The sequence below is a fragment of the Alkalihalophilus pseudofirmus OF4 genome, from assembly GCF_000005825.2.
Taxonomy (GTDB): Bacteria; Bacillota; Bacilli; order Bacillales; family Bacillaceae_D; genus Alkalihalophilus; species Alkalihalophilus pseudofirmus.
This window is the reverse complement of sequence record NC_013791.2, coordinates 2,593,389-2,619,352: the sequence shown is the minus strand read 5'-3', so window position 1 is coordinate 2,619,352 and position 25,964 is coordinate 2,593,389. Positions and strand designations below refer to the sequence as shown.

General features: G+C 40.2%; 27 protein-coding genes, 17 tRNA genes and 1 riboswitch. Of the genes, 34 read left to right on the top strand and 10 right to left on the bottom strand.

The genetic code is table 11. From position 1 onward, the window contains the following. Window positions 1–102: 102 nt before the first annotated feature. Window positions 103–744, bottom strand: a complete 642-nt coding sequence (locus BPOF4_RS13345) for an HD domain-containing protein (protein WP_012959700.1) — start codon at window positions 742–744, stop codon at window positions 103–105. Beyond that, window positions 741–3,098, bottom strand: a complete 2,358-nt coding sequence (locus BPOF4_RS13340; protein WP_012959699.1) for an ATP-dependent helicase — start codon at window positions 3,096–3,098, stop codon at window positions 741–743. The genes BPOF4_RS13345 and BPOF4_RS13340 overlap by 4 nt, the downstream gene beginning before the upstream one ends. Before the next feature lie 167 nt (window positions 3,099–3,265). Here BPOF4_RS13340 and BPOF4_RS13335 point away from each other — a divergent pair, with 167 nt between their 5' ends. Together BPOF4_RS13335 and BPOF4_RS13330 are read left to right on the top strand one after the other, a co-directional pair. Then, the gene (locus BPOF4_RS13335) at window positions 3,266–3,448 is read left to right on the top strand and encodes a hypothetical protein (RefSeq protein ID WP_012959698.1); all 183 of its coding nucleotides are present in this window, start codon (window positions 3,266–3,268) and stop codon (window positions 3,446–3,448) included. Window positions 3,449–3,556: 108 nt separating this feature from the next. After that, window positions 3,557–3,868: an HNH endonuclease gene (locus BPOF4_RS13330; protein ID WP_012959697.1), complete on the top strand. Its 312-nt coding sequence runs from the start codon at window positions 3,557–3,559 to the stop codon at window positions 3,866–3,868. Between the two features lie 7 nt (window positions 3,869–3,875). Here BPOF4_RS13330 and mscL read toward each other — a convergent pair whose 3' ends face one another. After that, the gene (mscL, locus tag BPOF4_RS13325) at window positions 3,876–4,412 is read right to left on the bottom strand and encodes a large conductance mechanosensitive channel protein MscL (RefSeq protein ID WP_012959696.1); all 537 of its coding nucleotides are present in this window, start codon (window positions 4,410–4,412) and stop codon (window positions 3,876–3,878) included. A gap of 107 nt (window positions 4,413–4,519) precedes the next feature. Further along, window positions 4,520–4,591 (bottom strand) — tRNA-Gln (locus BPOF4_RS13320). A 183-nt stretch (window positions 4,592–4,774) separates the two neighbouring features. On the opposite strand from BPOF4_RS13320, the gene comGA reads away from it, so the two are divergent. The 18 genes from comGA to BPOF4_RS13230 all read left to right on the top strand — a co-directional run bounded on the left by comGA (window position 4,775) and on the right by BPOF4_RS13230 (window position 8,600). Beyond that, window positions 4,775–5,809, top strand: coding sequence for a competence type IV pilus ATPase ComGA (comGA, locus tag BPOF4_RS13315; RefSeq protein ID WP_012959695.1), 1,035 nt, complete (start codon window positions 4,775–4,777; stop codon window positions 5,807–5,809). Then, window positions 5,806–6,870 carry a competence type IV pilus assembly protein ComGB gene (gene comGB, locus BPOF4_RS13310; protein WP_012959694.1) on the top strand — a complete coding sequence of 355 codons (1,065 nt, stop codon included), beginning with the start codon at window positions 5,806–5,808 and terminating at the stop codon, window positions 6,868–6,870. Before comGA ends, comGB begins: the two co-directional genes overlap by 4 nt. A gap of 157 nt (window positions 6,871–7,027) precedes the next feature. Then, window positions 7,028–7,103: transfer RNA gene (locus BPOF4_RS13305), tRNA-Ala, on the top strand. 8 nt (window positions 7,104–7,111) lie between these two features. Continuing rightward, window positions 7,112–7,204, top strand: a tRNA-Ser gene (locus tag BPOF4_RS13300). Between the two features lie 35 nt (window positions 7,205–7,239). Continuing rightward, window positions 7,240–7,316: transfer RNA gene (locus BPOF4_RS13295), tRNA-Met, on the top strand. A 4-nt stretch (window positions 7,317–7,320) separates the two neighbouring features. Continuing rightward, window positions 7,321–7,397: transfer RNA gene (locus BPOF4_RS13290), tRNA-Asp, on the top strand. Between the two features lie 17 nt (window positions 7,398–7,414). Continuing rightward, window positions 7,415–7,499, top strand: a tRNA-Tyr gene (locus BPOF4_RS13285). A gap of 15 nt (window positions 7,500–7,514) precedes the next feature. Continuing rightward, a tRNA-His gene (locus BPOF4_RS13280) sits at window positions 7,515–7,590 on the top strand. Between the two features lie 10 nt (window positions 7,591–7,600). Then, window positions 7,601–7,675, top strand: a tRNA-Gln gene (locus tag BPOF4_RS13275). A 5-nt stretch (window positions 7,676–7,680) separates the two neighbouring features. Then, window positions 7,681–7,752 (top strand) — tRNA-Gly (locus BPOF4_RS13270). A 9-nt stretch (window positions 7,753–7,761) separates the two neighbouring features. Then, a tRNA-Arg gene (locus tag BPOF4_RS13265) sits at window positions 7,762–7,838 on the top strand. Window positions 7,839–8,008: 170 nt separating this feature from the next. Then, window positions 8,009–8,079 (top strand) — tRNA-Gly (locus BPOF4_RS13260). Window positions 8,080–8,094: 15 nt separating this feature from the next. Continuing rightward, window positions 8,095–8,171: transfer RNA gene (locus tag BPOF4_RS13255), tRNA-Ile, on the top strand. A 1-nt stretch (window position 8,172) separates the two neighbouring features. Beyond that, window positions 8,173–8,247, top strand: a tRNA-Asn gene (locus BPOF4_RS13250). Window position 8,248: 1 nt separating this feature from the next. Then, window positions 8,249–8,339 (top strand) — tRNA-Ser (locus tag BPOF4_RS13245). A gap of 11 nt (window positions 8,340–8,350) precedes the next feature. Beyond that, window positions 8,351–8,425: transfer RNA gene (locus BPOF4_RS13240), tRNA-Glu, on the top strand. A gap of 8 nt (window positions 8,426–8,433) precedes the next feature. Next, a tRNA-Lys gene (locus tag BPOF4_RS13235) sits at window positions 8,434–8,509 on the top strand. A 9-nt stretch (window positions 8,510–8,518) separates the two neighbouring features. Further along, window positions 8,519–8,600 (top strand) — tRNA-Leu (locus BPOF4_RS13230). Window positions 8,601–8,781: 181 nt separating this feature from the next. Here the strand turns inward: BPOF4_RS13230 and yidD are convergent. Continuing rightward, window positions 8,782–9,024: a membrane protein insertion efficiency factor YidD gene (gene yidD, locus BPOF4_RS13225; RefSeq protein WP_012959693.1), complete on the bottom strand. Its 243-nt coding sequence runs from the start codon at window positions 9,022–9,024 to the stop codon at window positions 8,782–8,784. Between the two features lie 173 nt (window positions 9,025–9,197). Between yidD and comGC the strand changes: the two genes are divergently transcribed. From comGC to BPOF4_RS13185, 8 genes are all read left to right on the top strand, one after another. Continuing rightward, the gene (gene comGC, locus BPOF4_RS13220; protein WP_012959692.1) at window positions 9,198–9,503 is read left to right on the top strand and encodes a competence type IV pilus major pilin ComGC; all 306 of its coding nucleotides are present in this window, start codon (window positions 9,198–9,200) and stop codon (window positions 9,501–9,503) included. After that, the gene (comGD, locus tag BPOF4_RS13215) at window positions 9,490–9,942 is read left to right on the top strand and encodes a competence type IV pilus minor pilin ComGD (RefSeq protein ID WP_012959691.1); all 453 of its coding nucleotides are present in this window, start codon (window positions 9,490–9,492) and stop codon (window positions 9,940–9,942) included. Before comGC ends, comGD begins: the two co-directional genes overlap by 14 nt. Further along, window positions 9,836–10,243 (top strand): type II secretion system protein, encoded by a 408-nt coding sequence (locus BPOF4_RS22240; protein WP_420796445.1) that lies wholly within the window; start codon window positions 9,836–9,838, stop codon window positions 10,241–10,243. The genes comGD and BPOF4_RS22240 overlap by 107 nt, the downstream gene beginning before the upstream one ends. Then, window positions 10,230–10,661: a competence type IV pilus minor pilin ComGF gene (gene comGF, locus BPOF4_RS13205; RefSeq protein WP_041822484.1), complete on the top strand. Its 432-nt coding sequence runs from the start codon at window positions 10,230–10,232 to the stop codon at window positions 10,659–10,661. Before BPOF4_RS22240 ends, comGF begins: the two co-directional genes overlap by 14 nt. An 11-nt stretch (window positions 10,662–10,672) precedes the next feature. Further along, entirely contained in the window at window positions 10,673–11,062 is a 390-nt protein-coding gene (comGG, locus tag BPOF4_RS13200) for a competence type IV pilus minor pilin ComGG (RefSeq protein WP_012959689.1), read from the top strand. Further along, the gene (locus tag BPOF4_RS13195; protein ID WP_012959688.1) at window positions 11,055–11,555 is read left to right on the top strand and encodes a shikimate kinase; all 501 of its coding nucleotides are present in this window, start codon (window positions 11,055–11,057) and stop codon (window positions 11,553–11,555) included. The genes comGG and BPOF4_RS13195 overlap by 8 nt, the downstream gene beginning before the upstream one ends. Before the next feature lie 47 nt (window positions 11,556–11,602). After that, window positions 11,603–11,794, top strand: a complete 192-nt coding sequence (locus BPOF4_RS13190) for a YqzE family protein (RefSeq protein WP_012959687.1) — start codon at window positions 11,603–11,605, stop codon at window positions 11,792–11,794. 207 nt (window positions 11,795–12,001) lie between these two features. Further along, complete coding sequence (locus BPOF4_RS13185; protein WP_012959686.1) at window positions 12,002–12,247, top strand: DUF2626 domain-containing protein; 246 nt, start codon at window positions 12,002–12,004, stop codon at window positions 12,245–12,247. A gap of 90 nt (window positions 12,248–12,337) precedes the next feature. Here the strand turns inward: BPOF4_RS13185 and BPOF4_RS13180 are convergent, their stop codons facing one another. Then, window positions 12,338–12,973: an MBL fold metallo-hydrolase gene (locus BPOF4_RS13180; protein ID WP_012959685.1), complete on the bottom strand. Its 636-nt coding sequence runs from the start codon at window positions 12,971–12,973 to the stop codon at window positions 12,338–12,340. Between the two features lie 369 nt (window positions 12,974–13,342). Between BPOF4_RS13180 and BPOF4_RS13175 the strand changes: the two genes are divergently transcribed. Further along, on the top strand, window positions 13,343–13,522 hold the full coding sequence (locus BPOF4_RS13175) for a DUF2759 domain-containing protein (protein ID WP_012959684.1): 180 nt from the start codon (window positions 13,343–13,345) through the stop codon (window positions 13,520–13,522). 57 nt (window positions 13,523–13,579) lie between these two features. Here the strand turns inward: BPOF4_RS13175 and BPOF4_RS13170 are convergent, their stop codons facing one another. Both BPOF4_RS13170 and BPOF4_RS13165 read right to left on the bottom strand, forming a co-directional pair. After that, entirely contained in the window at window positions 13,580–14,377 is a 798-nt protein-coding gene (locus BPOF4_RS13170; RefSeq protein WP_012959683.1) for a YqhG family protein, read from the bottom strand. Then, window positions 14,355–16,037, bottom strand: a complete 1,683-nt coding sequence (locus BPOF4_RS13165; protein WP_012959682.1) for a DEAD/DEAH box helicase — start codon at window positions 16,035–16,037, stop codon at window positions 14,355–14,357. Before BPOF4_RS13165 ends, BPOF4_RS13170 begins: the two co-directional genes overlap by 23 nt. A gap of 218 nt (window positions 16,038–16,255) precedes the next feature. Next, a riboswitch (glycine riboswitch) is annotated at window positions 16,256–16,352 on the top strand. 186 nt (window positions 16,353–16,538) lie between these two features. On the opposite strand from BPOF4_RS13165, the gene gcvT reads away from it, so the two are divergent. Genes gcvT through gcvPB form a run of 3 tightly spaced genes read left to right on the top strand, consistent with a single transcriptional unit; the run spans window position 16,539 to window position 20,495 of the window. Further along, window positions 16,539–17,636 carry a glycine cleavage system aminomethyltransferase GcvT gene (gcvT, locus tag BPOF4_RS13160; protein ID WP_012959681.1) on the top strand — a complete coding sequence of 366 codons (1,098 nt, stop codon included), beginning with the start codon at window positions 16,539–16,541 and terminating at the stop codon, window positions 17,634–17,636. Between the two features lie 58 nt (window positions 17,637–17,694). Beyond that, window positions 17,695–19,038, top strand: a complete 1,344-nt coding sequence (gene gcvPA, locus BPOF4_RS13155) for an aminomethyl-transferring glycine dehydrogenase subunit GcvPA (protein ID WP_012959680.1) — start codon at window positions 17,695–17,697, stop codon at window positions 19,036–19,038. After that, window positions 19,035–20,495 (top strand): aminomethyl-transferring glycine dehydrogenase subunit GcvPB, encoded by a 1,461-nt coding sequence (gcvPB, locus tag BPOF4_RS13150; RefSeq protein ID WP_012959679.1) that lies wholly within the window; start codon window positions 19,035–19,037, stop codon window positions 20,493–20,495. The genes gcvPA and gcvPB overlap by 4 nt, the downstream gene beginning before the upstream one ends. A 37-nt stretch (window positions 20,496–20,532) precedes the next feature. Here the strand turns inward: gcvPB and BPOF4_RS13145 are convergent, their stop codons facing one another. Continuing rightward, window positions 20,533–20,910 carry a rhodanese-like domain-containing protein gene (locus BPOF4_RS13145; protein WP_012959678.1) on the bottom strand — a complete coding sequence of 126 codons (378 nt, stop codon included), beginning with the start codon at window positions 20,908–20,910 and terminating at the stop codon, window positions 20,533–20,535. A gap of 198 nt (window positions 20,911–21,108) precedes the next feature. Here BPOF4_RS13145 and BPOF4_RS13140 point away from each other — a divergent pair, with 198 nt between their 5' ends. Further along, the gene (locus BPOF4_RS13140; protein WP_012959677.1) at window positions 21,109–21,942 is read left to right on the top strand and encodes a lipoate--protein ligase family protein; all 834 of its coding nucleotides are present in this window, start codon (window positions 21,109–21,111) and stop codon (window positions 21,940–21,942) included. Between the two features lie 44 nt (window positions 21,943–21,986). Here BPOF4_RS13140 and dat read toward each other — a convergent pair whose 3' ends face one another. Continuing rightward, window positions 21,987–22,820, bottom strand: coding sequence for a D-amino-acid transaminase (dat, locus tag BPOF4_RS13135; protein ID WP_012959676.1), 834 nt, complete (start codon window positions 22,818–22,820; stop codon window positions 21,987–21,989). Between the two features lie 467 nt (window positions 22,821–23,287). Between dat and BPOF4_RS13130 the strand changes: the two genes are divergently transcribed. Continuing rightward, window positions 23,288–25,861: a vitamin B12-dependent ribonucleotide reductase gene (locus BPOF4_RS13130; RefSeq protein WP_012959675.1), complete on the top strand. Its 2,574-nt coding sequence runs from the start codon at window positions 23,288–23,290 to the stop codon at window positions 25,859–25,861. The last annotated feature ends 103 nt before the right edge of the window (window positions 25,862–25,964 follow it).

Here is a 25,964-nt window from a genome sequence, read left to right as displayed (position 1 = left end):
TAGAAATACTATGCCATACAAACTGGCTATATGTATGGGCTAATAGGATATTCGACAATATGAAAGAAACCTCCTTCATTTAGGAAGGAGGTTTGCACACTATTATCGGCCGTTCCATTCTTGGTAAAACTGTTCAAGGTATGTTTCCATAAAGGCATGACGCCGGGCAGCTAATTTCATGCCAGTTGTAGTGTTCATTTGATCTTTCAGCTTTAAGAGTTTCTCATAAAAATGGTGTACAGCCGATGATTTCCCGTGTCGATATTCCTCTATGGACATTTCATTTCTAACAGGTAATTCAGGGTCATACATAGGCTGTCCTTTATGTCCTGAATACACAAACGTGCGAGCAATACCAATCGCACCTAGTGCATCTAAACGGTCTGCATCCTGCACGATTTTTCCTTCTAAAGTGGAGACTGGCTGCCCATTGCCTCCTTTAAAGGATATCGTGGTTATGATAGAGATAATTTGTGCGATCGCCTCATCACCTAAACCATTCTCTTTAAACCACTCGTCTATTTTCTTTAAAGCCTCTTTTTCGTTTTGAGCAACTTTATCATCAGCTAAATCATGTACCAATGCAGCAAGAGTGACGATCTCATCGTTAGCGTGTTCTTCTTTAGCAATTTGCTGAGCAGTTCTTGTCACACGTAAAATGTGATACCAATCATGGCCTGATTCTTCGTTGATCAATTGAGCTTTTACCCATTTTTCCGTTTTTTCTATAATCCCTTTATTCATCTCTTACCTCCAATTAAAGAAGGAATCTTATGTTTCGATTGGGTACGAGCCATCTTCTTCACCTCTCTTACAAACCTTGATGAATGAGCTCTTTTACCGCGTCTCATAGTCGGTACAGATATGGCTAGAGTATTTTTAGCTCTCGTCATAGCTACATACATTAAACGCCGTTCTTCTTCGAGAGGTTTGTCATCACCTTCACGCCAAGCATCTAATGCGTAATCATGGGGAAGCGAACCTTCATTTGCACCTAGGATATAAACATGTTTATATTCCAGTCCTTTCGCACGGTGAATCGTTAATAATTGAACAGCCGTTTTTTCGGCTGGCATCTTTCTAGCTTCCTCTTGTTTGGCAATCATATGATCAACATGTTGAATAAAAGCTTCTATCGTTTCATGTTGTCTAGCCGCCACTTTTAAATCACGTACATCATCTGACCCGCGATCGAGTTTATTTCCTTCATTTCCTTGCTTTTTGAGATAATCCTTCAAGCCCATTTCTTGTTCAATAAAGGCAATGGCCTCAACGGGTGTCTTCTTTTTGATTTGTTTAAATTGTTCAGGAAGTTTTTGCAGCTTCTTTTGTTGAAAGTTAGGCAGACCGCTTAAGTGAGTAAGCGCCTCTACAAACGAACAATCTTCCGTAATTGTGAGAGCTTTCAAATCTTGAATGACTTGCTGCTTTAAAAATAGAGCTCCAATTAGGTCTTGTATAGCCTGTCCGTTATCAGGATTGATGCACAACTGCAAGTAGGCGAGAACTTTACGAACTGCTTTTCTACGGTAAAATGAATCCCCGTCACTTTCAATAGAAATTGGCAGGCTTGAAGTTACCATTCGTTCAAATAAAGCGCGTGACGTCACATTTGTTCGAAACAACACAGCAAAATCACTTGGCTCGGCGCCATTTTTTATTCTGCTTTTAATATCATTCACGATCATTGTTGCTTCCTCTTCCTCGTCATAAGGGAAAAAGAGAACAGGTGCATTCTCATCGGTGTGCTGGGCATGGAGCTGTTTATTAAAGCGAGTTTTATTAGTTGTAATGACATTATTAGCTGATTCAACAATGGGATGGGTAGAACGGTAATTTTGATCGAGAACACATACTTTTGCTTCAGGGTAATCGCTTTTGAAATTGAGAATATAATCAGGATCGCTCCCGCGAAAGGCATAGATTGATTGATCATCATCTCCTACCACACAAAGGTTCCGCTTAGTTTCTGTAAGTAAAGTAATTAATTCAACCTGCACCTTATTAATGTCTTGGAACTCATCAATAGAGACATAGGCAAAGCGTTCTTGGTAGCGTTCAAGCAATGCTTGATTTGTTGTTAAGAGATCATAGCAGCCTAATAGCATATCATCAAAATCAAACAAACGTTTACTGGTCCGCATTTGTTCATAACGCTTATATAAGTAAGCCGCGCGCTCTTCCCATATATCTTTAGGCTTAATTTCGTTGGGGTTTTGCATATGATTTTTCCACCAGCTTATCTGAGTTAGTGCCTGGTCATATGCAAATTCCTTTTCATCTAAGTCGATCTCTCGGCCAGCCTCTTTTAATATCTGGTCTTTTTGCCAATCCCATTTTAATAAATGCTGGCTGTTCCATTTTTCAAAGTCATAATGCATGAGCATTCTGTAAAAGATGCTATGAAAGGTTCCAACTACTAACTGTTGAAGGGCACCTTTTGTGACCCCAGGATAAATTGTCATTCTTTCTTTCATTTCTTTTGCTGCTTTTGCTGTAAAAGTGACTAATATCATTTGTTTTGGTGAATAATTTTTCTCTGTAAGCATATAGGCAGCTCTAGTTGTTAGTACTCTGGTTTTCCCGCTTCCTGCTCCGGCTAAAATAAGCAGCGGTCCTTCCGTTGTAGTAGCAGCATTCCATTGCTGATCATCTAATGAAATACCTTGTTCTTTAAGGATCGCTCTGTAACCTGTGTATTCTTCATGGCCGCTCTTATGGTGAGCAGTGAAAGTAGGAATGGCTTTTATTGGTTCTGGCGGTTTCCACTGGTCTGTTGCAGATGATTCATTGCCAGAAGAAGAGATCTCTCTTCTGACAGGCATTTTAAAACCGTTGAGAGAAGATGTTTCTGTACGATCGCTTTGTTTTTTTTGAGACTCTCGCTCATAGGCTGCTACTTCTTTAAGACAATCAAGAGAAGTAGGCGGGTGAATAAAAAAGGGTGCCTCATGAATGCCGATATAGATGCGCAAAGGCTCCCCGCAATGCATACAAGTTAGTTCTTGTCGAATACTAGCATTATACATTTGTTGCCATTGGCTGCGTTCGATTGAAGACAGCTGAATGACTTTTTGTTTATATAAGGCTGTTTTCACATCAAAGCCTCCTTACTTCATTAACCAAATTCAATCATGTTGATTTATTAATACTGTCGTTACATTTTGTTTCACGTTGTAAACCACTTTTCTATCCTAGCAGATTTAAGAGGAGAGTTGGACTTTTTTTCATAAAGGAAAATAAGTTATTAAAAGGAGGAATTTAAATGATTGCATTCTTTTCAGCAGGAGTAATTGTCACCTTGTTATCTATTTTATTGTTTGGGTATCATTGGCTTTTGAATCAGGAGTTTTTGTTTGGTGCGTTTATCGCTTCTCTTGTTGGGCTGAATTTTATCTTTATCGCATATATCCAATATAGACAAATGAAAGAAGACGGCGGTTTATAGAGTATTAAGCTGGGAATAGAATACTACCCTGATTGAGTAGATTAAATTGAGTAGATTAAATTGAGTAGATTAAATTGAGTAGATTATATAAAAAAGGAGAATGAACTTTTGAAGAAACTAAGAGTAGGTACATGTGAACTGTGTGAGAGAGACAACGTGCAGCTTACGGTTCATCACCTGACTCCAAGGGAGGAGGGGGGAGCACATTTAGAAAAGGCATTGCTGTGCATCCCTTGTCATAAACAAATACATGCACTCTATACAAATGTAGAACTTGCTATTCGGCTTGATACAATCCCACGTTTAAAAGATGATGAGCAAATAAAAAAATACATCAAATGGATACGGAAGCAGCCTTCACAAACGTTAATTAAAACAAAAAAATCAAAAGAGAAGCGTTCAAAATCATCAAGATTTTGAACGCTTATTATTTTGAACGCTTTTTAATAACTGTTTTTAATGGGAGAGTATGTGTTGGATTAGAAATATTTAAGTTTTCGGCATTTTTACTGTTTGAACGTTGAATTAAATTTGATGTGCAGTGTGGGCACCTGCGTGCTTTATAGGCAATGGATTTGAAACAATAAGAACATAATTTTGTTTTCATATCGATTAACGGATCTTCATCCGGCCTTCTGATTCTGTTCATCTGCCTGACAAATAAAAATAAGATGAAAGCTACGATGGCAAAGTGAACAATGTGATTTAAGAACATACCATATTTAAGCATGGGAATTCCGGCAGCTTCAGCCTCGGCGAATGAATTAAAGCGACGGTCCGATAAATTAAGGTATAGATTAGAAAAATCAACTTGTCCGAACAGCACACTAAAGGGAGGCATGATCACATCTTCAACAAAAGATTCTACAATTTTTGCAAATGTCGTGCCGATAATGACCCCAACACTCATATCAATCACATTTCCACGAACAGCAAATTCTTTAAATTCATGTAAAATATTCATTGTCACCACCTGCAATTATAAGGTTGTTCTATACAAACCTATGCATAAGTCATGAACAAATGATAAAAAAGTGGACATGAATGCTTCATGTCCACTTCTTAGATATACTGGGCTAGCTGGATTCGAACCAGCGAATAACGGAGTCAAAGTCCGGTGCCTTACCACTTGGCTATAGCCCATCGCTCTGTACTTATAGAGTAACCTGATTTTGTTCGTTTATTCATCTTTATTGCAGGATTTTTTAAAAAAAATATCGAATAACTGTTCTTATCGAAAGAATAATCATATTGAATCACTTTGAATAACGTTCCTTATAATTATTCTTTTTACATTGATCTTTTAAATCGAGAGGAGAGAGAGATTTGTATGATGTAGAAAAAATAAGTATGGCCATGTTTGAAGAAGCAGTAAGTGTACATGCCACCGACATCCATTTAGTCCCTCTAGAACGTGAATGGCTCATTCAGTTTAGAATGAATGGTACCTTGTACGATTATAAATCGATTCCTCTTATGTTAGGTGAGAGAGTGCTTGGGCACTTAAAGTATCATTGTGGCATGGATATAGGAGAAAGGCGGTTTCCTCAAAGTAATGCGATGACAATTGTTGTGAAAAAAGAAAAAATTGATCTCAGACTATCAACCCTCCCTACACGTTCTAAAGAAAGTTTAGCAGTGCGGCTATTACCTCAAAAGCGAAAAAAAGAATTAATACATCTCCCGATCCTTTCATCGAATGTTCAACAACTCCAATATATCACTACTCTCCGGCAAGGACTTTGTTTAATTTCAGGACCAACTGGCTCTGGTAAAACAACCACTTTATACGCATGTTTAGAAGAAATCCTCTATACCTCTTCCAAAAAAATTATTACCATCGAAGATCCCGTTGAAAGAACTCTTGATTATCTTATACAAATTGAAACAAATGATAAGGCAGGTATTACCTTTGATATTGGGTTGAAGGCAGCTTTAAGACATGATCCAGATGTCATTATGATTGGAGAAATCAGAGATGAAAAAACGGCTAAATTAGCCGTTCGAGCAGCTTTGACAGGACATCTTGTTTTTGCGACTGTGCATGCAAATAATAATTACTCAGCCGTATTAAGGATGTTGGAATTTGGTGTGTCTAAACAAGATGTATGTGAAGGATTACAGGCAGTCATCTGTCAGTGTTTAGTTAATCGTCAAAGCAAGGTAAGAATGGAAGTAGAGTCTTTTAATCACATGCCTATCTATAATCGTGGTTCCCTCTATACGTTTGATCATAACGAGCAAATTAGAAAGATGGTGAACAAGGGTTTAACAAGAGAGGCAAATACTTTAGAAAACCAACTAAGAAAGGCTTGGGCTCTGGGTTATACAAACGAGTGTGAAAGGGGTGGGGAGGGGTGAATGATCGGGTTACTCATAAGCAAACATCTATTTTTAACGGTAATCAGCAAATGGTGTATGCAAGATCATTCAAACTTTTAGGGAAGTTGTTAAAGCAAGGATATTCTATGGACCACGCCTTATCATTTATGCTTATACATCTTCCAAAAGAAGTTTCGGTCCCCCTCACACAAGTGCAGGCATCTCTTAAAAATGGTCAAGAAATTCATCAGTCTTTCTCTCAATTGCCGGTTCCAAGAGATGTGATTTCATTTCTTTATTTTTATCAATATCATGGACAGGTAAGTGATGGATTTATACAAGCTGGAACATTATTAGAAAAGCGGCAGGTTACGAAACATCAAATGTATAAGCTGTTGAGGTACCCAGTAATGCTTGTCTGGATTTGTTTCGTCGTTCTAATTGTACTCCATTTGTTTGTTGTTCCTCATTTTAATTCTTTATTTGAAACAATGCAGGGGGACCCTCCGCTGTTAACTACTATTGTTCTGCATTCTCTAACAGCTATCCCGTACATAGGAGCAGCAACAATCCTTTTAATAGTGTTTTCTTTATTCTATATATTTCTGTTTAAGAAAAAGTGGCCGCCAAGTAGAAGAATGAAGTTTTTATTAAATACTCCCTTTGTCAATCAGATCGTAAAACAATTAAGCACCTATTTTTTCTCCCTTCAAATAGGACGTCTTCTTCTCTCAGGAACCTCCCTTCAACAAGCATTATCTCTGTTCGAAAAACAAAATCATCTGCTATTTTTCCAGCAAGAAGTGATTAAAATCAAGTCTGAACTGCAACTTGGCACACCATTTTATCTTTTAGTAAAAGAAAAAGATTATTTTATAAAAGAATTAAGTTTTGTCATCGAGAATGGAGAGAGGACGGGCTACTTAGGAGAAGATCTAGAAAATTTCAGTACATTGATTTACTCAGAATTAGAAGAGAAGTTAACCAAAGTGATGGATTACTTACAACCTTTTATTTTTATTTTAATTGGAGCTTTTATTTTTATTTTATTCCTTGGTATTATGCTTCCTATGTTTCAAATGATTGGCTCTCTGCAATAGGGCGAATACCTTAAGTTACAAGCCTTTTTAAAAAAATATAACTTTTTTTCAAAAAAGGCTTGTATTTTTATTGCGATTCATGGTACATTATTAAACGTCGCTGGTGAGCGAAAAAACAACGATAGAAAAGGCAATCACTTTTTATCGCATTACATATGGGGCCTTAGCTCAGCTGGGAGAGCGCCTGCCTTGCACGCAGGAGGTCAGCGGTTCGATCCCGCTAGGCTCCACCATATATCGCGGAGGAATACCCAAGTCCGGCTGAAGGGATCGGTCTTGAAAACCGACAGGCGGGTTAAACCGCGCGGGGGTTCGAATCCCTCTTCCTCCGCCATATTTTCTTGAATAGTAAATACTACTTTAAAACGACGCGGGGTGGAGCAGTTCGGTAGCTCGTCGGGCTCATAACCCGAAGGTCGGAGGTTCAAATCCTTCCCCCGCAACCAAAATGGTCCGGTAGTTCAGTTGGTTAGAATGCCTGCCTGTCACGCAGGAGGTCGCGGGTTCGAGTCCCGTCCGGACCGCCATTTAAAAACAATATAGTGGAGGGGTAGCGAAGTGGCTAAACGCGGCGGACTGTAAATCCGCTCCCTCAGGGTTCGGCGGTTCGAATCCGTCCCCCTCCACCATTTATTACTAAGATGGCGATTGTGGCGAAGTGGTTAACGCACCGGATTGTGATTCCGGCATTCGTGGGTTCGATTCCCATCAGTCGCCCCATTTTTAGTTTTGGGCTATCGCCAAGCGGTAAGGCAACGGATTTTGATTCCGTCATGCGTAGGTTCGAATCCTGCTAGCCCAGCCATTTTTGCGGAAGTAGTTCAGTGGTAGAACACCACCTTGCCAAGGTGGGGGTCGCGAGTTCGAATCTCGTCTTCCGCTTTTATATTTGCGCCCTTAGCTCAGCTGGATAGAGTGTTTGACTACGAATCAAAAGGTCGGGAGTTCGAATCTCTCAGGGCGCACCATTTATTTACTTCAAATGCGGGTGTAGTTTAGTGGTAAAACCTCAGCCACGAGCAATACTACTATGTATTATCTGCGAGTTGTCTCGACACATTTAACTTCTTCAGTTGCTAGAAGAGGAAGAGACATAGTATTTGGCGAGAACTGAATAAAGCAACGATTATTTTAATATGCGGGTGTAGTTTAGTGGTAAAACCTCAGCCTTCCAAGCTGATGATGTGAGTTCGATTCTCATCACCCGCTTTTCCATTTTTCCATGGGCCTGTAGCTCAGCTGGTTAGAGCGCACGCCTGATAAGCGTGAGGTCGGTGGTTCGAGTCCACTCAGGCCCACCATTCCACAGTAGCTCAGTGGTAGAGCAATCGGCTGTTAACCGATCGGTCGTAGGTTCGAGTCCTACCTGTGGAGCCATGGAGAAGTACCCAAGTGGCTGAAGGGGCGCCCCTGCTAAGGGTGTAGGTCGCGCAAGCGGCGCGAGGGTTCAAATCCCTCCTTCTCCGCCACTTTTATGAATGGCCCGTTGGTCAAGCGGTTAAGACACCGCCCTTTCACGGCGGTAACACGGGTTCGAATCCCGTACGGGTCACCATTTAGTTTGAGCCATTAGCTCAGTTGGTAGAGCATCTGACTTTTAATCAGAGGGTCGAAGGTTCGAGTCCTTCATGGCTCACCATTTTCATACGCGGGTGTGGCGGAATTGGCAGACGCGCTAGACTTAGGATCTAGTGTCTTATGACGTGGGGGTTCGACTCCCTTCACCCGCACTACATAGAAGAAGCTGTCCATTATAGGGGAGCTTCTTTTTTAGATGTTCGAGTGGTGCATCCTTAGGATATACCATTTATGCCTATAGGTCAGATGGGCGCTTAACAGCAAGTAAAGAGTAAATAGATAAGCCAACATGAAATGAAAATAAAACAGCTAGCTATTCCCTTATGGGTATAGCTAGCTGTTTCTCGTCTCTTTTTCGTTTTCTTTTTCAGGCACTAAATCAATACCGCCAGGGTGAAAAGGATGACATTTACTTAGGCGTTTAATTGTTAACCAACTTCCCTTAAAGGCCCCAAAGCGTTTTATGGATTCAATACCATAATGAGAGCAGGTAGGGTAGAATCGGCATGTAGGGGGCTTCAAAGGGGAAATGAATTTTTGATAACCACGAATAAAGAGGACTAAAATTTTTTGCATAATAACCTCACTTTAATTGATTCGATATCTCAGAAAGTTTTTTTATCTTTTAGAAGGATTTTGGATGATCTATGTCTAATAATAGCAAATAATGACTCATGAAAGGAGGCAAGTGTTTAAGATCCCCCCTGTACAGCTCCTCGTATTATATCCTATCTTTGAGGTGATGAAAAATGAAAAAGCTTCTATCCAACGAACGTGGTTTTACCCTTGTTGAAATGCTTGTCGTGTTAATGATCATCTCGATCCTCCTCTTAATTGCTATCCCGAATATGGTGAAAAATAACGAAGTTGCAGGCTCAAAAGGTTGTGATGCAACGATTAAACTCCTGCAGACACAGGTACACGCCTATGAAATTGAAACAAAAGAAAAGCCAGCAAGCCTCGATGTGCTTGAAACGGCCGATTATATTGAAACAACGGTATGTCCAAACGGTGCTCCGCTAAAGATAGAAAACGGTAAAGTTGTTGAAGGATAAGTCAACATACTCTCAAGCTGGGTACACCTTAACCGAGCTCTTAATTACTCTCTCTATTCTCTCCATGTTAGTTCTTCTTCCTATTATTTACCTTCCCACTTCCATGAACACCTATAAAACAAAAGAAATTGCCGATCAATTTAAGGAAGATATCCTTTTAGCCCAGCATTTAGCAATGTCACACGGTGAGATCGTCACGATTAAATTTTTTGGACCTCAAAAAGAGTACCGGATTTTTGGAAGCAAGGTTTATTTAGTTAGGCCTTTCGCCGATGAAAACATGGTCTTTTCTTCACATAGTCTTCCTGGCATACAAATCCAATTTTTGGAGAATGGAAACCCGCGCTATTCTGGTACAATGCATTTGGATATCCAAAAAGAGAAATATGCCTATACAATCCTTCTTGGAAAAGGGAGGGTGCATTATCGAAAACTCTAGTGGTTTTACTTTGATGGAAGTTATTCTCGCTCTCTCACTTCTCTCTGTTTGCACCTTAGCAATTCTGCCCGCCTCTGTTGTTGTTTATAATGAACGTTTAACTTTACAACAGGAAAACTTGGCAGGTGAACAACTTAGAGAGTCGATACAAAATTATTTAACAGGTGTAGAGACTCCAACAGCACCTTTGTGGATGACTGTTGAGGAGACGCGATCAACTTCAGGAGAGTATGAAGTATGTGTTGCCTATACGGGTGCTAATAAAAGGCGATATCATAGGTGTCTCTATGCGAAAAAATGAACAAGGTTTTACGTTACTCGAGATTTTGCTTGTCTTAAGCATTTTAGGCGTTCTTGTGTTTGTCTTTCCTACCATCATGGGAGTCATACAACATACAAAAAATCACGAGACTCATGAAAAGCTAGAATTGATGGTGTTTTTTAATCAATTAACGGATGAAGTGAAGGAATCCAGAACAATTAGAATCGAGGGGAGAGAGGTGGTTTTAATTAAAGGGGATGACACGGAAGTAAGTTATAGACAACTTGACACCGGCCAAATTAGACGATTCTCAAACAACAGCGGATATGTACCAATGTTGTATAATGTTCAATCTTTTTATTGTGAGCGGGAGCAGAAGAAATATCGATGTACGGTGACTCTTATAAATGGAGAGGCCATGAGCAGATCGATGATGCCGATGTATGGTGTGTATTAAGGAGTTTATAAATGAGGAATGATAGAGGCTTTGTTTACCCTATTGTATTAATTATATGCACATTCCTGTTGTTTGGTTTGACGGTACAAACGAATGTATATCTCCAGGAGAAGAGGTTTGCTGTTGAGCAGCAATTCATATTAAAGGGTGATACATTGATTCAAAGAGGTCTCGTAGACTTTATCGTTCACGCACCAAGTACAGAAAACTCAACTTTATTCTTTTCATACGAGGATGGTACCGTTACACTTATTACAATGAGTAAAAGTGAGACGGAATGGCAGGTCGCTGCAACTGCAGAACTATTGGGTTCAACCCATGTACGTAGAGCGCAGTTTTATTACGACCCCTACCATCAAAGCATTAAAGAATATTGGGAGGTTTCCAAACGTGATGAATGATCGAATTTATCTTACTGGATTTATGGGTTCTGGTAAAACAACGGTAGGCCAAGCTTTAGGCAAAGCGTTAGGATATCAGGTTATCGATACGGATCAATGGATTGAAGAAGATCAACAAAAGAAAATCAAAGAAATTTTTAATGAAGGGGGAGAAAAGCTTTTTAGGAGTCTTGAAACGGCAGCATTAAGAGAGTTAACTCAAAAAAAAGCTGTAATTACAACCGGCGGCGGGATCATTCTAAAAGAGGAAAATCGACAAATTATGAAAGGGTCTGGAACAGTGATATTTCTAGACTGTGCCATCGAAGAAGTTATTCGCCGGACGTCTAATGATGATTCTAGGCCGTTGCTTAAAGAGAAATCTAAAGGTGATATTCAATCCATGTACGAAGACCGCTTGCCGTTATATAAAGAAGCAGATATCCACTTAGACACTACAGGGAGGTCCATTCTTGAAATCGTTGCTGAGTTGAAGTCAGCTATGCTTAAATAAGGTGAAAATCGGCTATACTAAAACGAATAATCGTTGAGGTGATGGCCATGTCATTAAATGAGTACATTAAATTTATCACACAGCAGCTTGTGTTAAGGCTTGATCAACCAAAGGAAGTGAGAAAACAGGAGCGTGAAGCAAGAAAAGCAGAACGCCCGCCGTTTGCGTATCGCACTTTCGGGATTATTCCTTTTGCAATCAGTCTGTTATTTAAAAGGAAATCGAAAAAGCAGCTGTAAAGTTTAGGGGAAATGTTCCTGATTTTAGAGGCATTATAGCTGGTAGTTGTCGAAATAAATAGAGGTGACACAGATTTGCCACCGATCAAGCATTTACAATCAAAGTTTATCTCGTATATAATAAGTTTGTACTCTATAATTTGATAACTAGCACTATGACTTCCTATTGACGGATAGTGATTGCAAAAAGAAGGAGGGAGTAAGCAAATGGAGCGCATGTTTCGTGTTTTAGCTTTCTGGACAGGGATCTTCTCAGTCTTGTTCTTCGTTGGTGATATGCTTAACATGGCTTTGCTATTCTTTGCCCAAACAGGTGCATTGTTAGCACTAAGCTATTTAAACTTATCAGAACGTGTGTATATCTACATTTTCGGTGCGTACTTAACGATTTTCTTCGTTGGTTTCACGTACTATTCCACTTTCTTATTAGTACCAAGTTTTGGAGGTCACTAAGACCAGGTACATATGCGCACAAAAAACGTTGCCCCTTTAGTGAGCAACGTTTTTTTCTATTCCCTTTAAATTTATCATTTTAAGAATTTATTAAAACCCTGATAAGAAAGGATTTCCATCCATTTCTTCGCCAATTGTCGTTACAGGGCCATGGCCTGATGCTACAATGGTTTCCTCAGGAAGTTCTAACAGCTTCGAATGAATGCTTTTTAGCAAAAGGTTATGATCTCCTCCTGGAAGATCTGTGCGTCCAATGCTTTGCTTAAAGAGGGCATCTCCAGAGAATACTACCCCTTCGGTTGCTGAATAATAAGAAACACTTCCTGGTGAATGGCCTGGTGTATAGAGAATATCGAATGAAAAAGAGCCGAGCTGAATGGTTTTTTCCTCTTGAATGATCTCATCAGCTGCACAGGCTGTAATTGAAGCATTTCCTAAAAAACGGCCTGATCCATTTTTAGCTGCATCAGAGAGCCAATCCTTTTCAGCTTCATGAATATATACAGGGCAATTAAAAGCCTCTCTTACTTCATCTACGGCACCAATATGGTCAAAGTGGGCGTGAGTTAATAAAATAGCAATCGGGCTAATCTGTTGATCGTTTAGCCATTTAATGAATTCCGGTCCATTGCCGCCGGGATCAAAAATCACAGCTTCCTTTTTTTCGTTCATTAATACATAGGCATTTGTCTGCAAAGGCCCTAACGGAATTTGAGTCCAGTTCATATGATCTCCTCCAGTATTTTCTACATAATATGTATTTGAAATGTAATACCATACTCATATCTTACCATCTTACACTTTTCTTACACCAATCTTATTATCTTACAGATTATCTTTCAAAAGAATGTATGTGCATATGGTTAGATAAAAAGTTCACAGCTATGTAACGTTTTGTTTACCATTTATATTGTATCTTAAGTATACTTAAGGCAAATAAGTGAATTTTATAAGCAGGCTGGCTTGTTTAACGTATTTGTACAGGTTGATAAAATGAACAGGACCCAATATCCTCTTGTTTAGAGAGTTGGATTTGTTTATAATAAGATGTACAAACTGGGTACTGAGATACATACATAAGGAGGGTGAGACCTAATGTTTCTAGCAATTACATTTCTATTAGTAGCGATTTTATCTGCAGTTGGCATCGTTCGTGAAATGCGTAGAAAAAATTTCTTCGCAGTTGGGTTTGCGGCATTGTCGCTTGCTGTTTTTGGCTGGTTCTCAGTCATGACTATTATTTCAATCATCGCTGGCGGCGGTGCAACAGCTTAATACGCCTAAATGTAAAACTCCCTTGCATAGCAAGGGAGTTTTTTGTTGAAGTATAGTTTAGTGGAAAACCTGCTGCTGTAAATAAAAGATGCCGCCATTTATCACATCTACATGGATTTTAGGTTCATATTGTTCGGCAAGGGCTTGCTTTTCTAACTCATAACTCTCTGGCTTGTCTTCATATTCCTCATAAAAATGCTCTAGGAGAGCTAAGTCATTTTCCCACCTTTCTATTGCTTCGCGAGCCCAGGTAGAATCTTCGTTTTCGGCATAGGTCTGCACCATTTTCTGTAGTCTCACGATTCCGCTTTTAGGCGTAATCAAAGGAGATAACGTGAAACAGAAATCGGGAATGGAAGATTTTAATATTTTGCCTTCGATTGAATCATAAAACCCCGGCACAATCTGACCGTGAATTAAATTCAACCCAAGCGATAAGATAACGTCTTTTTTACGATCGCATTGAAAAGACACTTTTACATTTAAACACAACCAAGGCTGCAGGGGAGTGGAAGCATGACCATTTGTGGCAACTTGTTCATATAATCTAATAAATCCGCCAAGCGTCCTTGTTGACTTAAATAGCTGATGCAGGCGTGGGGAGCCATAATGGATGGGCTCTCCTCGCAAATCATCCGGTGCATTAGCTTTATCCGTAATAAAGGTGATTTTCATTGGGTTAGGCGTACCGCCAGTCTTCTCAAGGTAGTGCCAATAAAAGGGCCTGTTCATTAATAGTTTATCAAGCTCAATCGATAATTGAACCGTTAGATAGGCAGGTGTATTCTCAAGAACAGGACTATCATTTGCTTCGAAATAGCGCTCTAAGAAATTATGAATTTGTTGCTGTTGCACCTAATTCACCTTCCTCTTCGTTTGTTCTCATAGATTGTGCTTCATTCATAATGGCTGCAAGATGGTCGAGTTTAATTTTCACTTCACCATCTGATTCAGATTGAACAATAATGTCTTTAACATGTTCCTCTATTGAAGTGAGGTCTATTTTGGTTAAGATTTCATCAAGTTCACCAATAACTGATTCAAATAAATGAATCTTTTCATAGAGTAACTTAAGAATATGCTGCTCTACCGTATCCTCCACCGCGAAATTATAAATATGAACATCATTTTTTTGCCCTAAGCGATGAATACGTCCGATTCGCTGTTCAATGCGCATTGGATTCCATGGGAGGTCGAAGTTAATAATATGGCTGCAGAACTGCAGGTTAATTCCTTCTCCTCCTGCTTCTGTGGCGATAAGAACTTGAGCATGGGACTCAAACAGCTGTCTCATCCAATCCTTCTTTCCGCGCTTAAAGCCGCCTCGAAAAGGGACAGAAGAGATGCCGTTTTGTTTTAAATACCATTGAAGGTAGAGCTGCGTTGCTCTGTATTCAGTAAATATAATCACTTTATCATTGATTTTCTTTACAAGCTCTAATGCCTTTTCTGCTTTGGCGTGACCATCAATACCGCCGATCATGTGAAGCAGTTTTTCAGCTTGTGGGAGGGTGCGTCCGTCTTTTTGTGCTTTTTCAATCATATTTTTTAACGTCATAAAAGCTGCTTCACGGCTTGAACAGATTTCACGCTGCAAAGTAATGAGAGAGAAATGACTTGAATCCCCTTTAAGCGTTTGAAGAGCATCATAGAATTCTCTCTCTTTTGGACTGAAAGTGATCGGCACCGTTTCAACCACCCGCTTTGTCCATTGAATGCCTGTTTCTTCTCTTCTATTTCTGACCATGACCTTACTGACAAGCTCTCTTAATTTCTCATCATTTTTTGGTGACCGTTTATTTGATCTGAATTCTTTTTCAAAACTTGATATGTCTCCTAGATGGCCTGGTTTTAATAGAGAGACTAAGTTAAAGATTTCTTCTAGTTTGTTTTGAACAGGAGTAGCCGTTAACAATAAACAAAACTTCTTTTTAAGGTTTCGGATAAACTCGTAATTTTTCGTTTTTGGATTTTTTAACTTATGTGCTTCATCAATAATTATTAAATCATAGGATTGATTCATGACAATGTCACGGTGCGGCTGTCTTTTTGCTGTATCAATCGATGCGACTACAACGTCACATTGTTCCCACACATAGGTTTTACGCTGCGGAGTTGCAGGGATATGAAATTTAGTATTTAATTCGATCGCCCACTGTGACACAAGGGAGGCAGGGACGAGTATTAATGCTTTTTTTACAAGTCCGCGAATCATGTATTCTTTCAATATGAGACCTGCTTCAATGGTTTTGCCAAGCCCCACCTCGTCAGCTAAAATAGCTTTGCCGTTCATCTGCTCTATCACGGTATTCGCCACTTCAATTTGATGAGGAAATGGATCAAGCTGCGGGAGGTGGTTTGGAGCAATTAAGCCTTGAAATGCTGAGATCGATTGATGCTCTTCAGCCTCATAAGCAAGACGTGCTAATTCATAACTTGCAAAAGGACCGTCTTGATCCAAGCGCTCAAGGAATTGATCCTGCCAACTGTGATCAAAATGTATGTTTATTTTCATGGTTATCTTTCCTTTCCTAAAAGAAACTATTGCGCCATTTGAATCGTCTTGGTAGGATATGAGTAGAAGGAAACAGACAATTCGTCAAATTCTGTAAAAGTAGATTAAATCATAGAGTGTATTGATGGATAGTAGAATAAATTCGTTTTTCTTTTCTAGTATGTACCAATTCAAGTGAAAACATGAAAAATGATCCTATAAAAGTGAAGCTTTTGCGGATGAAAGTAGGGGGAGAGACTGCGTATTAGCTGCGCAGCGCCGAAGGAGCAAGCAAAATTTGTGAATCTCTCAGGCAAAGAAGACTCTTACAGGACGCAGCTCTGGAGAGTGCTCAAATGTTGAGCCACCTACGAAGACAGTTCTTAATAGAACGAAACTTTCTGGTTAAAGGACAGGGTTATACATCGTATGTGTATAGCCCTGTCCTTTTTTTGTTTACCCAGCCTATCTTCATAATTAAATTTCTGAATAGTGTTTGTTTTAACACAAAGGAGGACAATGATGACAACGTTAAAGCGCACCCCTTTATTTGAAGAATATCAAAAAGCAGGAGCTAAAACGATTGATTTCGGCGGATGGGATCTGCCTGTTCAATTTTTAAGCATTAAAGAAGAACATGAAGCAGTCAGAACAAAAGCAGGATTATTTGACGTGTCTCATATGGGCGAAGTCGAGGTTAAAGGAGATAATGCGTTAGCCTACTTACAAAAGATGATGACAAATGATGTTAGCAAACTGGTGGATAATCAAGCACAATATACCGCTATGTGCTATCCGAATGGGGGGACTGTTGATGATCTCCTTATCTATAGAAAATCGGAAGACGATTACTTGCTCGTCATTAATGCTTCTAATATTGATAAGGATATGGATTGGCTCAATCAACATAAAATCGCTGGTGTTGAAGTGAATAATATTTCAGACGATATTGCTCAATTAGCGATACAGGGACCAATTGCAGAAGAGATCTTGCAGACACTTACAGATCAAGACTTAAGTGACATACGCTTTTTTCGCTTTCAAGATGATGTCGATCTATCTGGTATAAAGGCGTTAGTGTCTAGAACTGGCTATACGGGCGAGGATGGGTTTGAAATTTATTTGCAGGCGGAGCAGGCAGCTGAATTATGGAGCAGGCTGCTTGAGACAGGAAGCAGTAAAGGGTTAGTGCCATGCGGGTTAGGTGCGCGTGATACGTTGAGATTTGAAGCGAAGCTGCCTCTTTATGGCCAAGAATTAACAAGTGAGATCTCCCCTCTTGAAGCTGGTATAGGATTTGCAGTTAAGGTAGGCAAGGAAGAAGACTTTATTGGCAAGGACGCATTGAAAAAGCAAAAAGAAGAAGGGCTTAAAAGAAAACTCGTTGGTCTTGAAATGGTTGATAAGGGAATCCCGCGGACAGGGTATGAAGTATTAGCAAATGATAAACAGATTGGCTTTGTCACAACAGGAACACAGTCCCCTACACTTAAAAAAAATGTAGGACTAGCTGTTATAGACAGTGAGTATACGGAAGCAGGGACAGAAGTGTACGTTCAAGTGCGTAAAAAAACGCTAAAGGCAATGGTTGTAAAAACACCTTTTTATAAACGTTCATAAGTGAGTAAGAGAATGTGTACACAAGAAGTGTCTATAAGGATGAGGAGGAGCTAGCAACATGACGAATCGCTATTTACCTATGACCGAACAAGATGAAAAAGATATGCTTCATACTATTGGGGTCGACAGCATTGAAGAATTATTTTCAGATATTCCAGAAGCGATACGATTTAAAGGGGAATTAACGATCCCTAAAGCATTAAAAGAGCCTCAACTTGTGAAATATTTTCAAGGTTTGGCAGCAAAGAATGTTTCCCTTAAACAAAAAACGTCTTTCTTAGGTGCTGGAGTATATGAGCATTATATTCCTTCAATCGTTGATCATGTAATATCCCGCTCTGAATTTTACACTGCGTATACTCCTTATCAACCGGAAATTTCCCAAGGAGAACTGCAGGCTATTTTTGAATTTCAGACGATGATTAGTGAACTAACAGGAATGGACCTCGCTAACTCATCTATGTATGATGGCCCAACTGCACTAGCGGAAGCGGCAATGATGAGTGCTGGTCAAACAAAAAAGAAAACAATACTCGTTTCAAAAGCCGTCCATCCAGAAGCAAGAGAAGTACTGAAGACAAATGCTTACGGGCAGCGATTAAATGTAGTTGAGGTTGATGTGGCTGATGGTGTGACTGATCTTAATGCACTGAAAAAAGCATACAGTGAAGATACTGCGTGTGTGATTGTACAGTACCCAAATTTCTTCGGAAACTTAGAATCACTTGATAAGATTGAGGAAATTACACACTCTGATAAAGCAATGTTTGTCGTATCAAGCAACCCAATGGCGCTAGGTCTCCTAAAATCACCAGGTGAATACGGGGCAGATATTGTTGTTGGGGACGCTCAGCCATTTGGTATTGCACCCCAATATGGCGGACCTCATTGCGGATACTTTGCTACGACGAAAAAGTTAATGAGAAAAGTGCCTGGCCGTCTTGTCGGACAGACAACTGATGAAAATGGACAGCGTGGATTTGTCTTGACATTGCAGGCACGTGAGCAGCATATCCGCCGGGAAAAGGCGACGTCTAATATTTGTTCCAATCAGGCACTTAATGCTCTGGCTGCTTCTGTTGCTATGACTGCGCTTGGAAAGGCTGGAATGAAAGAAGCAGCCTATCAGAATCTGCAGAAGGCTGCCTACGCGAAAAAGCAATTGAAAGAAAATGGTGTAGAGGTTCTCGAAGGAGCTCCGTCGTACAATGAATTTATCATTAAGCTCGGGAAGCCGATTGAAGAAATAAATCAGGGTTTATTAGATAAAGGCTTTATTGGGGGTTATGATTTAGGGTTCTATTACCCTGAATATCAAGATCACATGCTTGTATGTGTAACTGAAGTGCGTACGAAAGAAGAAATCGATCAATTTGCAAAAGAATTGGGGGCGTTAGTATGAACAGTCAAGACCAGCCGCTCATTTTTGAATTAAGTAAAGAAGGCAGAGTCGGGCATAGCTTGCCTGACCTTGATATACCTTGTGAGTCACTGGAGGCGTTATTGCCTGAGGAATTTATTCGAGAGCAGGCAGCTGAACTGCCAGAGGTGTCAGAGCTTCAGATTATGCGTCATTATACTGCCCTGTCTACTCGTAATCATGGTGTAGATTCAGGTTTTTACCCATTAGGGTCATGTACGATGAAGTATAATCCTAAAATTAATGAAAATGTCGCTCGTTATGAGGGGCTAGCTTATGTTCACCCATATCAGGCGGAAGATCAGGTTCAAGGGTCCCTTGAATTACTATATGACCTGCAAACTTCTCTTGCTGAGATTACAGGGATGGATGAAGTGACGCTGCAGCCAGCTGCTGGAGCTCATGGAGAATGGACTGGATTAATGATGATTCGTGCTTTCCATGAAGCAAATGGCGACACCGAGCGCACAAAAGTCATTGTGCCCGACTCAGCTCATGGGACCAACCCGGCTTCAGCGACTGTAGCAGGTTTTGAGTCGATTACGGTTCGAACCAATGGAGAGGGACTCGTAGATCTTGATCACTTAAGAGAAGTGGTAGGACCTGATACGGCGGCATTAATGCTGACAAACCCTAACACATTAGGTCTTTTTGAAACCTATATCGAAGAAATGGCTGCCATTATTCATGACGCCGGCGGTAAACTTTATTACGACGGAGCCAATTCAAATGCGATTCTAGGAATAGCAAGGCCGGGTGATATGGGCTTTGATGTGGTCCATTTAAACCTGCATAAGACGTTTACTGGTCCTCACGGAGGCGGCGGCCCTGGATCTGGTCCTGTCGGAGTGAAAAAAGAATTGATTCCATTTCTACCTAAACCTGTTTTAGTGAAAGAACAGAATACGTACCGCTTTGAATATGATCGTCCGAAGTCGATTGGACGAGTGAAGCCGTATTATGGAAATTATGGGATCAATGTACGTGCGTATACGTATATCCGTACAATGGGACCAGAAGGGTTGAGAAAGGTCTCTGAATATGCCGTGTTAAATGCTAATTACATGATGCGCAGACTAGAGCCGCATTTCGATCTGCCGTATACACAGCATTGTAAACATGAATTTGTTATATCAGGACGCAGACAAAAGAAGCTCGGTGTAAGAACGCTCGATATGGCCAAACGCCTTCTAGACTTTGGCTATCATCCTCCGACCATCTACTTCCCGCTCAATGTAGAGGAGTGCATGATGTTTGAGCCGACTGAAACAGAGTCAAAAGAAACGCTTGATGAATTTGTTGATGCGATGATTCAAATAGCAAGAGAAGCAGAAGAAAGTCCAGAAGTAGTCCAAGAAGCTCCTCATCATACGGTTATCAGCCGCTTAGATGAGACGACTGCTGCGAGAAAGCCAATCCTTAGGTATCAAAAAGCATAAATAAAAGAGGCTGATATATCAGCCTCTTTCTTTATGCTTATTTTTTCTTGATTTTGCCTGTCCATTTTTTGAAGCCGCCTTGAAGGTGATAGAGATCTTCCACACCGCGTTTCTTTTTAAGGAATTGAGCAGCTTGTCTGCTTCTAGCTCCTGATTGGCAATAAAGGTATACAGGCTGGTCGGTACGGACTTCGTTGGCGCGCTGACGTAACTGGGACATAGGAATGTTTCTTGAGCCTAGAATATGCCCGCCCTCATATTCACGTGGTTCACGTACATCGATTAATTGCGCCTTTCGATACCCTTTAATGAAATCTTCCTGTGTTAATGTAGTTAAGTATTTAGGCGTATAGAAACGTTTAAATACTGCATACACCACTAGTGCTAAAAGAATCAGCCATAAGTAAATCATCATAAATCTACGTACACTCCTTCTACAAATACATCATTTCTCATTAAATTATATCTATCTAGACAGGAATTAGCAATTGCTATATGTGAATCGATGTTAATTAGTCACAGAATATCAAAGCAACCTACTTGGCTCTCTTTAGTGATTTTGTTACACTAGGTTGGAACTTTAGATGATAGCATACAGAAAGAAGCGATGAATATGAATGAAACATGGCGTTTTATTGATTCGGGTAATTGTTCACCTGCTTATAATATGGCTTTAGATGAAGCATTGCTAGACTGGCATAGTAAAGGGAAGATACCACCGACCATCAGATTTTACGGGTGGAACCCTGCAACTCTCTCCATTGGTTACTTTCAAAAAGTAGAAAAAGAAGTTAATATGCAGGCAGTTAAGGATTATGGGTTAGGATTTGTCAGAAGGCCTACCGGAGGACGTGGAGTTCTGCATGATCAAGAACTTACATATAGTGTGATTGTTTCAGAAGACCATCCTGAAATGCCAGCGACTGTTACTGAGGCGTATCGTGTGATCTCAGAAGGTATTCTAGAAGGGTTTAAAAAAGTAGGACTTGATGCTTATTTTGCGGTACCTCGTACAGATGAAGAAAAAAATGCGTTGAAAAACCCTCGCTCAGCTGTTTGTTTTGATGCGCCTTCTTGGTATGAACTGGTTGTAGAAGGCAGAAAAGTGGCAGGGAGTGCTCAAACGAGGCAAAAAGGAGTTATTTTGCAGCACGGCTCAATTATCTTAGATATTGATGAGGATAAGCTATTTGACCTGTTTAATTATCCAAGTGAACGTGTACGTGAAAGAATGCAGAAAAACTTTAAAAATAAAGCAGTGGCAATAAATGCTCTTCGCAAAACCCCTCTTACAATGGAGGAGGCAAAAGAGGCCTTTCATTATGGTTTTGAAAAAGGGTTAGGCATTACTCTTGAACCTTATTCATTAACTATGGATGAGGAAGCAGAAGTATGGAAAATTGCTCGGGAAAGGTATGAACAAGATAGCTGGAACTACCGTAAATAATAGAAAAGGCCTGGAATCTGCCAGGGCCTTTTCTATTTATTTTGTTATGGCAGCAGCTGCTTGAAGGCTTCTTGCAGCTGTCTTGTGATAGGACCAATCTCAAGCGTTGCTGAGACATCACCTGTAATCGACCGAACAGGGGTTACTTCCATCGTTGTGCTAGTTATAAAAGCTTCATCTGCAATCGCTAGTACATCGACTGGGAAGGCTTCTTCTACTACATGCAGCCCAGCTTCTTTAGCAAGCTTGATGACAACTTGTCTAGTGATGCCGTTTAAAATTAAGTTTGTGGCAGGATGAGTATAGAGGGTGGAATCTTTTATTAGGAACAGGTTTGATGACGAGCCCTCAGTCACCGTACCATCTCTGTGCATGATGGCTTCATGGCAATTGTGATCAGCTGCTTCTCGCTTTGCCATTATGTTACCAAGTAAGTTTATCGTTTTAATGTCACAGCGCAGCCAACGGATATCTTTTGTGAGCCATAAGTCGACTCCGTTAGTTAATAGCTCTTCTTTACGCTCTAGGTTTTCAGCAAAACCAGTTAGAACGGGTGAGATTTCACGTTGGTATAAATGGTTCCTTGGCTGTAAGCCGCGTGTTAATTGAATATAGACAATTCCTGTTTCAATGGTATTTTTTATAATCAATTCATTTATAAGCTCAGTAAACGTCTCTCTCGTTGTTGAGAGAGGGATATCAAGTTTTTTTGCGCTCTCATAAAGACGATCTAGATGTTGATTTATCGTAAATGGTTTGCCGTTATATATGCGAATAACTTCATAAATTCCGTCACCAAAATGATAGCCGCGATCATCAAAGTCTATGCCGGCTTTTTCTTTAGGTACAATATCTTGGTCAATGAGAACATATTTCATAAGTAAAACCTCCAGCTCTAGTAATTCAGATTTTCAGATAGTTATCCTCATTATCTGAACATCCAAAAAAAATTTTGTCAATCATTTTCTCTCGCTTTGTCGAATTGAGAGCAGATAAGGGTTTGACTTTTGTCCTATCTTTGGCAAGAGAGAAATTGGTTCAAATTAACGGGAAAATCAAATTAAATATCTGTTAAACTCATATATGCTTGTCTTTTTTAGCTGTTTCAAGTTTGACAAATCAGGATAAAATTTAATTTAACACAATATATAGTGTTTATTTCCGAAAAAGGAATACTATATATTGAATCAGGGTATAGACCTGTGGTAGACTTACCCAAGAATAAAAACTTAGACAAGGACATGCACCTGGCAATTCCATTATTGTTGAGTTTATTTTGATTGAGTTTATTTAAATTTAGTTTTTAATAAATGTTTTAGTGGTTTAATTAAAGGAGGAGACGTGAATGGCGATGACGATGGCGAACGTGATGCGTGTCAATGTGGAGAAATTAAATAAAGACATTGCACAATTTTCACAAGTTCATCCAATAACGGAAGACATGCACATAACGAAAAAGGGTGTGTCTAGACTTGTTATGCTTGACCGTTATACGTTTAAGGATACGGAGAAGAAAACATTAGCTGTAGGAGATTTTGTTGTATTAACTGTTAAAGCAGACCCTAAGTTCCCAGCAAGAGGATTTGGTTTTGTGGTTGAATTAAACCGCGAAGATAACAAAGCGAAAGTTCTTGTAGATGAAGAGTTCCGCGGGGTATTAGAAGGGGAAGAGGCAGAAAGCGGCCTCGTAACACGTTCACTAGATACAATTGAAAAGCCGTTAGAGTTGTTCTATGAGCAAATTGCTAAGCGTAATGCAACCGGTTTGGCATCAGTCGAAGAAGATGCAGCGCGTCGCCAAGAGTCTTTTGAACAGTTTTACAGCGAGTTAGTCAATATGAACTTCATTCCTGCAGGGCGAGTTCTTTACGGAGCAGGTGCTAAAACAGACGTTACATATTTCAATTGTTATGTAATGCCTTTTGTTAAAGATTCACGTGAAGGGATTTCTGAGCATCGTAAACAAGTGATGGAGATCATGAGCCGAGGCGGCGGAGTCGGAACAAATGGATCAACTCTAAGACCGCGCAATACGCTTGCAAGGGGCGTGAATGGGAAATCTTCTGGTTCAGTTTCATGGCTTGATGATATCGCCAAGCTTACTCATTTAGTTGAGCAGGGAGGGTCAAGACGCGGAGCGCAGATGATTATGTTGGCTGATTGGCATCCTGATATTTTAGAATTCATCATATCTAAAATGCAGAATCCGCGTATTTTGCGTTTCTTATTAGAACAGACAAATGATGAACAAATTCGTCGCCTAGTAAAAGAAAAACTAAGTTTCACCCCGCTTTCTCCAGTTGAAGAAGCAATGTATCAAGGGATCGTGAACTTCAGGAATGTTGAAGGCCAGGGAGGCTTTGATACAAAAGTCATTCAAGAAGCGGAAGATAAATTAATGACAGGCGGAACATACAAGGTCAACAACCCAGAGTTTTTAACAGGCGCTAATATCTCCATTACGTTAACGAAAGAGTTTATGGAGGCTGTTGAAAACGATGAGGAGTACGCACTTCGCTTCCCTGATGTAGAAAATTATACGGCGGAGGAAATGGAGTCTTACAATGAAACATGGCATGAAATCGGAGATGTGCGTGAATGGCGCGAGATGGGATACGGTGTTCGAACCTATCGCCTAATTCGAGCTAAAGAACTATGGAACCTGATTAATATTTGCGCCACGTATAGTGCAGAACCAGGTATTTTCTTCATCGACAATGCTAATGATATGACGAACGCTAAGGCATACGGACAAAAAGTAGTCGCGACTAACCCTTGTGGAGAGCAGCCGCTTGCTCCGTATTCTGTTTGTAATCTCGCTGCAATTAACTTAGCAGAGATGGCTGATAAGGAAACAAAAACAGTTAACTTTGATAAATTAAAACGGACGGTTGAAGTCGGCGTACGTATGCAAGATAATGTCATTGATGCTACACCGTATTTCTTAGAGGATAATACGAAGCAAGCAAAAGGAGAGCGTCGTGTCGGACTTGGAGTAATGGGTTTACATGATCTGCTTATCTACGCTGAGACGGTCTATGGATCAGAGAAAGGCAACCAATTAGTTGATCAAGTATTTGAAACGATTGCAACGACGGCTTATCGCACAAGCATTGAGTTAGCAAAAGAGAAAGGCAGTTTCCCATACTTAATTGGTCAAAATGAAGAAGAGACGAAAGCATTACGAGAAGCATTCATTAATACAGGCTACATGAAAAAAATGCCTGAGGATATCCGTGAAGGCGTGCTGGCGTATGGAATTCGCAATTCTCATTTACTAACGGTTGCCCCAACAGGAAGCACAGGAACGATGGTGGGGGTATCTACAGGTCTTGAGCCATACTTCTCATTCTCTTATTTCCGAAGCGGACGCCTTGGTAAATTTATCGAAGTGAAAGCAGGAATTGTGGAAGAGTACTTAAACAGCCACCCAGAGGCTTCTGCGGACGAATTACCAGAGTGGTTCATTTCTACAATGGAATTATCACCAGAAGCTCATGCAGATGTTCAGTGTATTATCCAGCGTTGGGTTGATAGTTCATTATCTAAAACCGTTAATGCTCCTAAAGGCTACACAGTTGAGCAGGTTCAAGCGGTTTATGAGCGCCTATATCGCGGCGGTGCTAAAGGCGGAACCGTTTATGTCGATGGCAGCCGGGATGCTCAAGTGCTTTCACTCAAAGCCGAAGAAAATAATTTCGAACAAAAAGAGCTTTTCGAACAAACAACTGAGGAAGCTGAGGGTGAAAAGAAAAAGGTCGTTCTCGTTAATACAATTACAGAAGTTCGATCAACAAATGTGACGTTTGGTTCAGAAGTAGGGAATACGTGTCCCGTTTGCCGAGAGGGTACAGTTGAAGATATTGGCGGCTGTAATACATGTACAAGCTGCGGTGCACAGTTGAAATGTGGATTATAATGAAGATGAAGATGAGCTAACAAGGCTCATCTTCTTTTTTTTGTTCTAAATACTGGCATGATGAATGCTGGTTTTTTGCACATTCTAAAAGAAAAGGAGGAGA

Coding starts and splice junctions, on each gene's coding strand:
- BPOF4_RS13345 (WP_012959700.1), bottom strand. CDS start 744: ATGAATAAAGGGATTATAGAAAAAACGGAAAAATGGGTAAAAGCTCAA.
- BPOF4_RS13335 (WP_012959698.1), top strand. CDS start 3,266: ATGATTGCATTCTTTTCAGCAGGAGTAATTGTCACCTTGTTATCTATT.
- mscL (WP_012959696.1), bottom strand. CDS start 4,412: ATGAATATTTTACATGAATTTAAAGAATTTGCTGTTCGTGGAAATGTG.
- yidD (WP_012959693.1), bottom strand. CDS start 9,024: ATGCAAAAAATTTTAGTCCTCTTTATTCGTGGTTATCAAAAATTCATT.
- comGC (WP_012959692.1), top strand. CDS start 9,198: ATGAAAAAGCTTCTATCCAACGAACGTGGTTTTACCCTTGTTGAAATG.
- BPOF4_RS22240 (WP_420796445.1), top strand. CDS start 9,836: ATGGAAACCCGCGCTATTCTGGTACAATGCATTTGGATATCCAAAAAG.
- comGF (WP_041822484.1), top strand. CDS start 10,230: ATGCGAAAAAATGAACAAGGTTTTACGTTACTCGAGATTTTGCTTGTC.
- comGG (WP_012959689.1), top strand. CDS start 10,673: ATGAGGAATGATAGAGGCTTTGTTTACCCTATTGTATTAATTATATGC.
- BPOF4_RS13195 (WP_012959688.1), top strand. CDS start 11,055: ATGAATGATCGAATTTATCTTACTGGATTTATGGGTTCTGGTAAAACA.
- BPOF4_RS13190 (WP_012959687.1), top strand. CDS start 11,603: ATGTCATTAAATGAGTACATTAAATTTATCACACAGCAGCTTGTGTTA.
- BPOF4_RS13185 (WP_012959686.1), top strand. CDS start 12,002: ATGGAGCGCATGTTTCGTGTTTTAGCTTTCTGGACAGGGATCTTCTCA.
- BPOF4_RS13180 (WP_012959685.1), bottom strand. CDS start 12,973: ATGAACTGGACTCAAATTCCGTTAGGGCCTTTGCAGACAAATGCCTAT.
- BPOF4_RS13175 (WP_012959684.1), top strand. CDS start 13,343: ATGTTTCTAGCAATTACATTTCTATTAGTAGCGATTTTATCTGCAGTT.
- BPOF4_RS13165 (WP_012959682.1), bottom strand. CDS start 16,037: ATGAAAATAAACATACATTTTGATCACAGTTGGCAGGATCAATTCCTT.
- gcvT (WP_012959681.1), top strand. CDS start 16,539: ATGACAACGTTAAAGCGCACCCCTTTATTTGAAGAATATCAAAAAGCA.
- gcvPA (WP_012959680.1), top strand. CDS start 17,695: ATGACGAATCGCTATTTACCTATGACCGAACAAGATGAAAAAGATATG.
- gcvPB (WP_012959679.1), top strand. CDS start 19,035: ATGAACAGTCAAGACCAGCCGCTCATTTTTGAATTAAGTAAAGAAGGC.
- BPOF4_RS13145 (WP_012959678.1), bottom strand. CDS start 20,910: ATGATGATTTACTTATGGCTGATTCTTTTAGCACTAGTGGTGTATGCA.
- BPOF4_RS13140 (WP_012959677.1), top strand. CDS start 21,109: ATGAATGAAACATGGCGTTTTATTGATTCGGGTAATTGTTCACCTGCT.
- dat (WP_012959676.1), bottom strand. CDS start 22,820: ATGAAATATGTTCTCATTGACCAAGATATTGTACCTAAAGAAAAAGCC.
- BPOF4_RS13130 (WP_012959675.1), top strand. CDS start 23,288: ATGGCGATGACGATGGCGAACGTGATGCGTGTCAATGTGGAGAAATTA.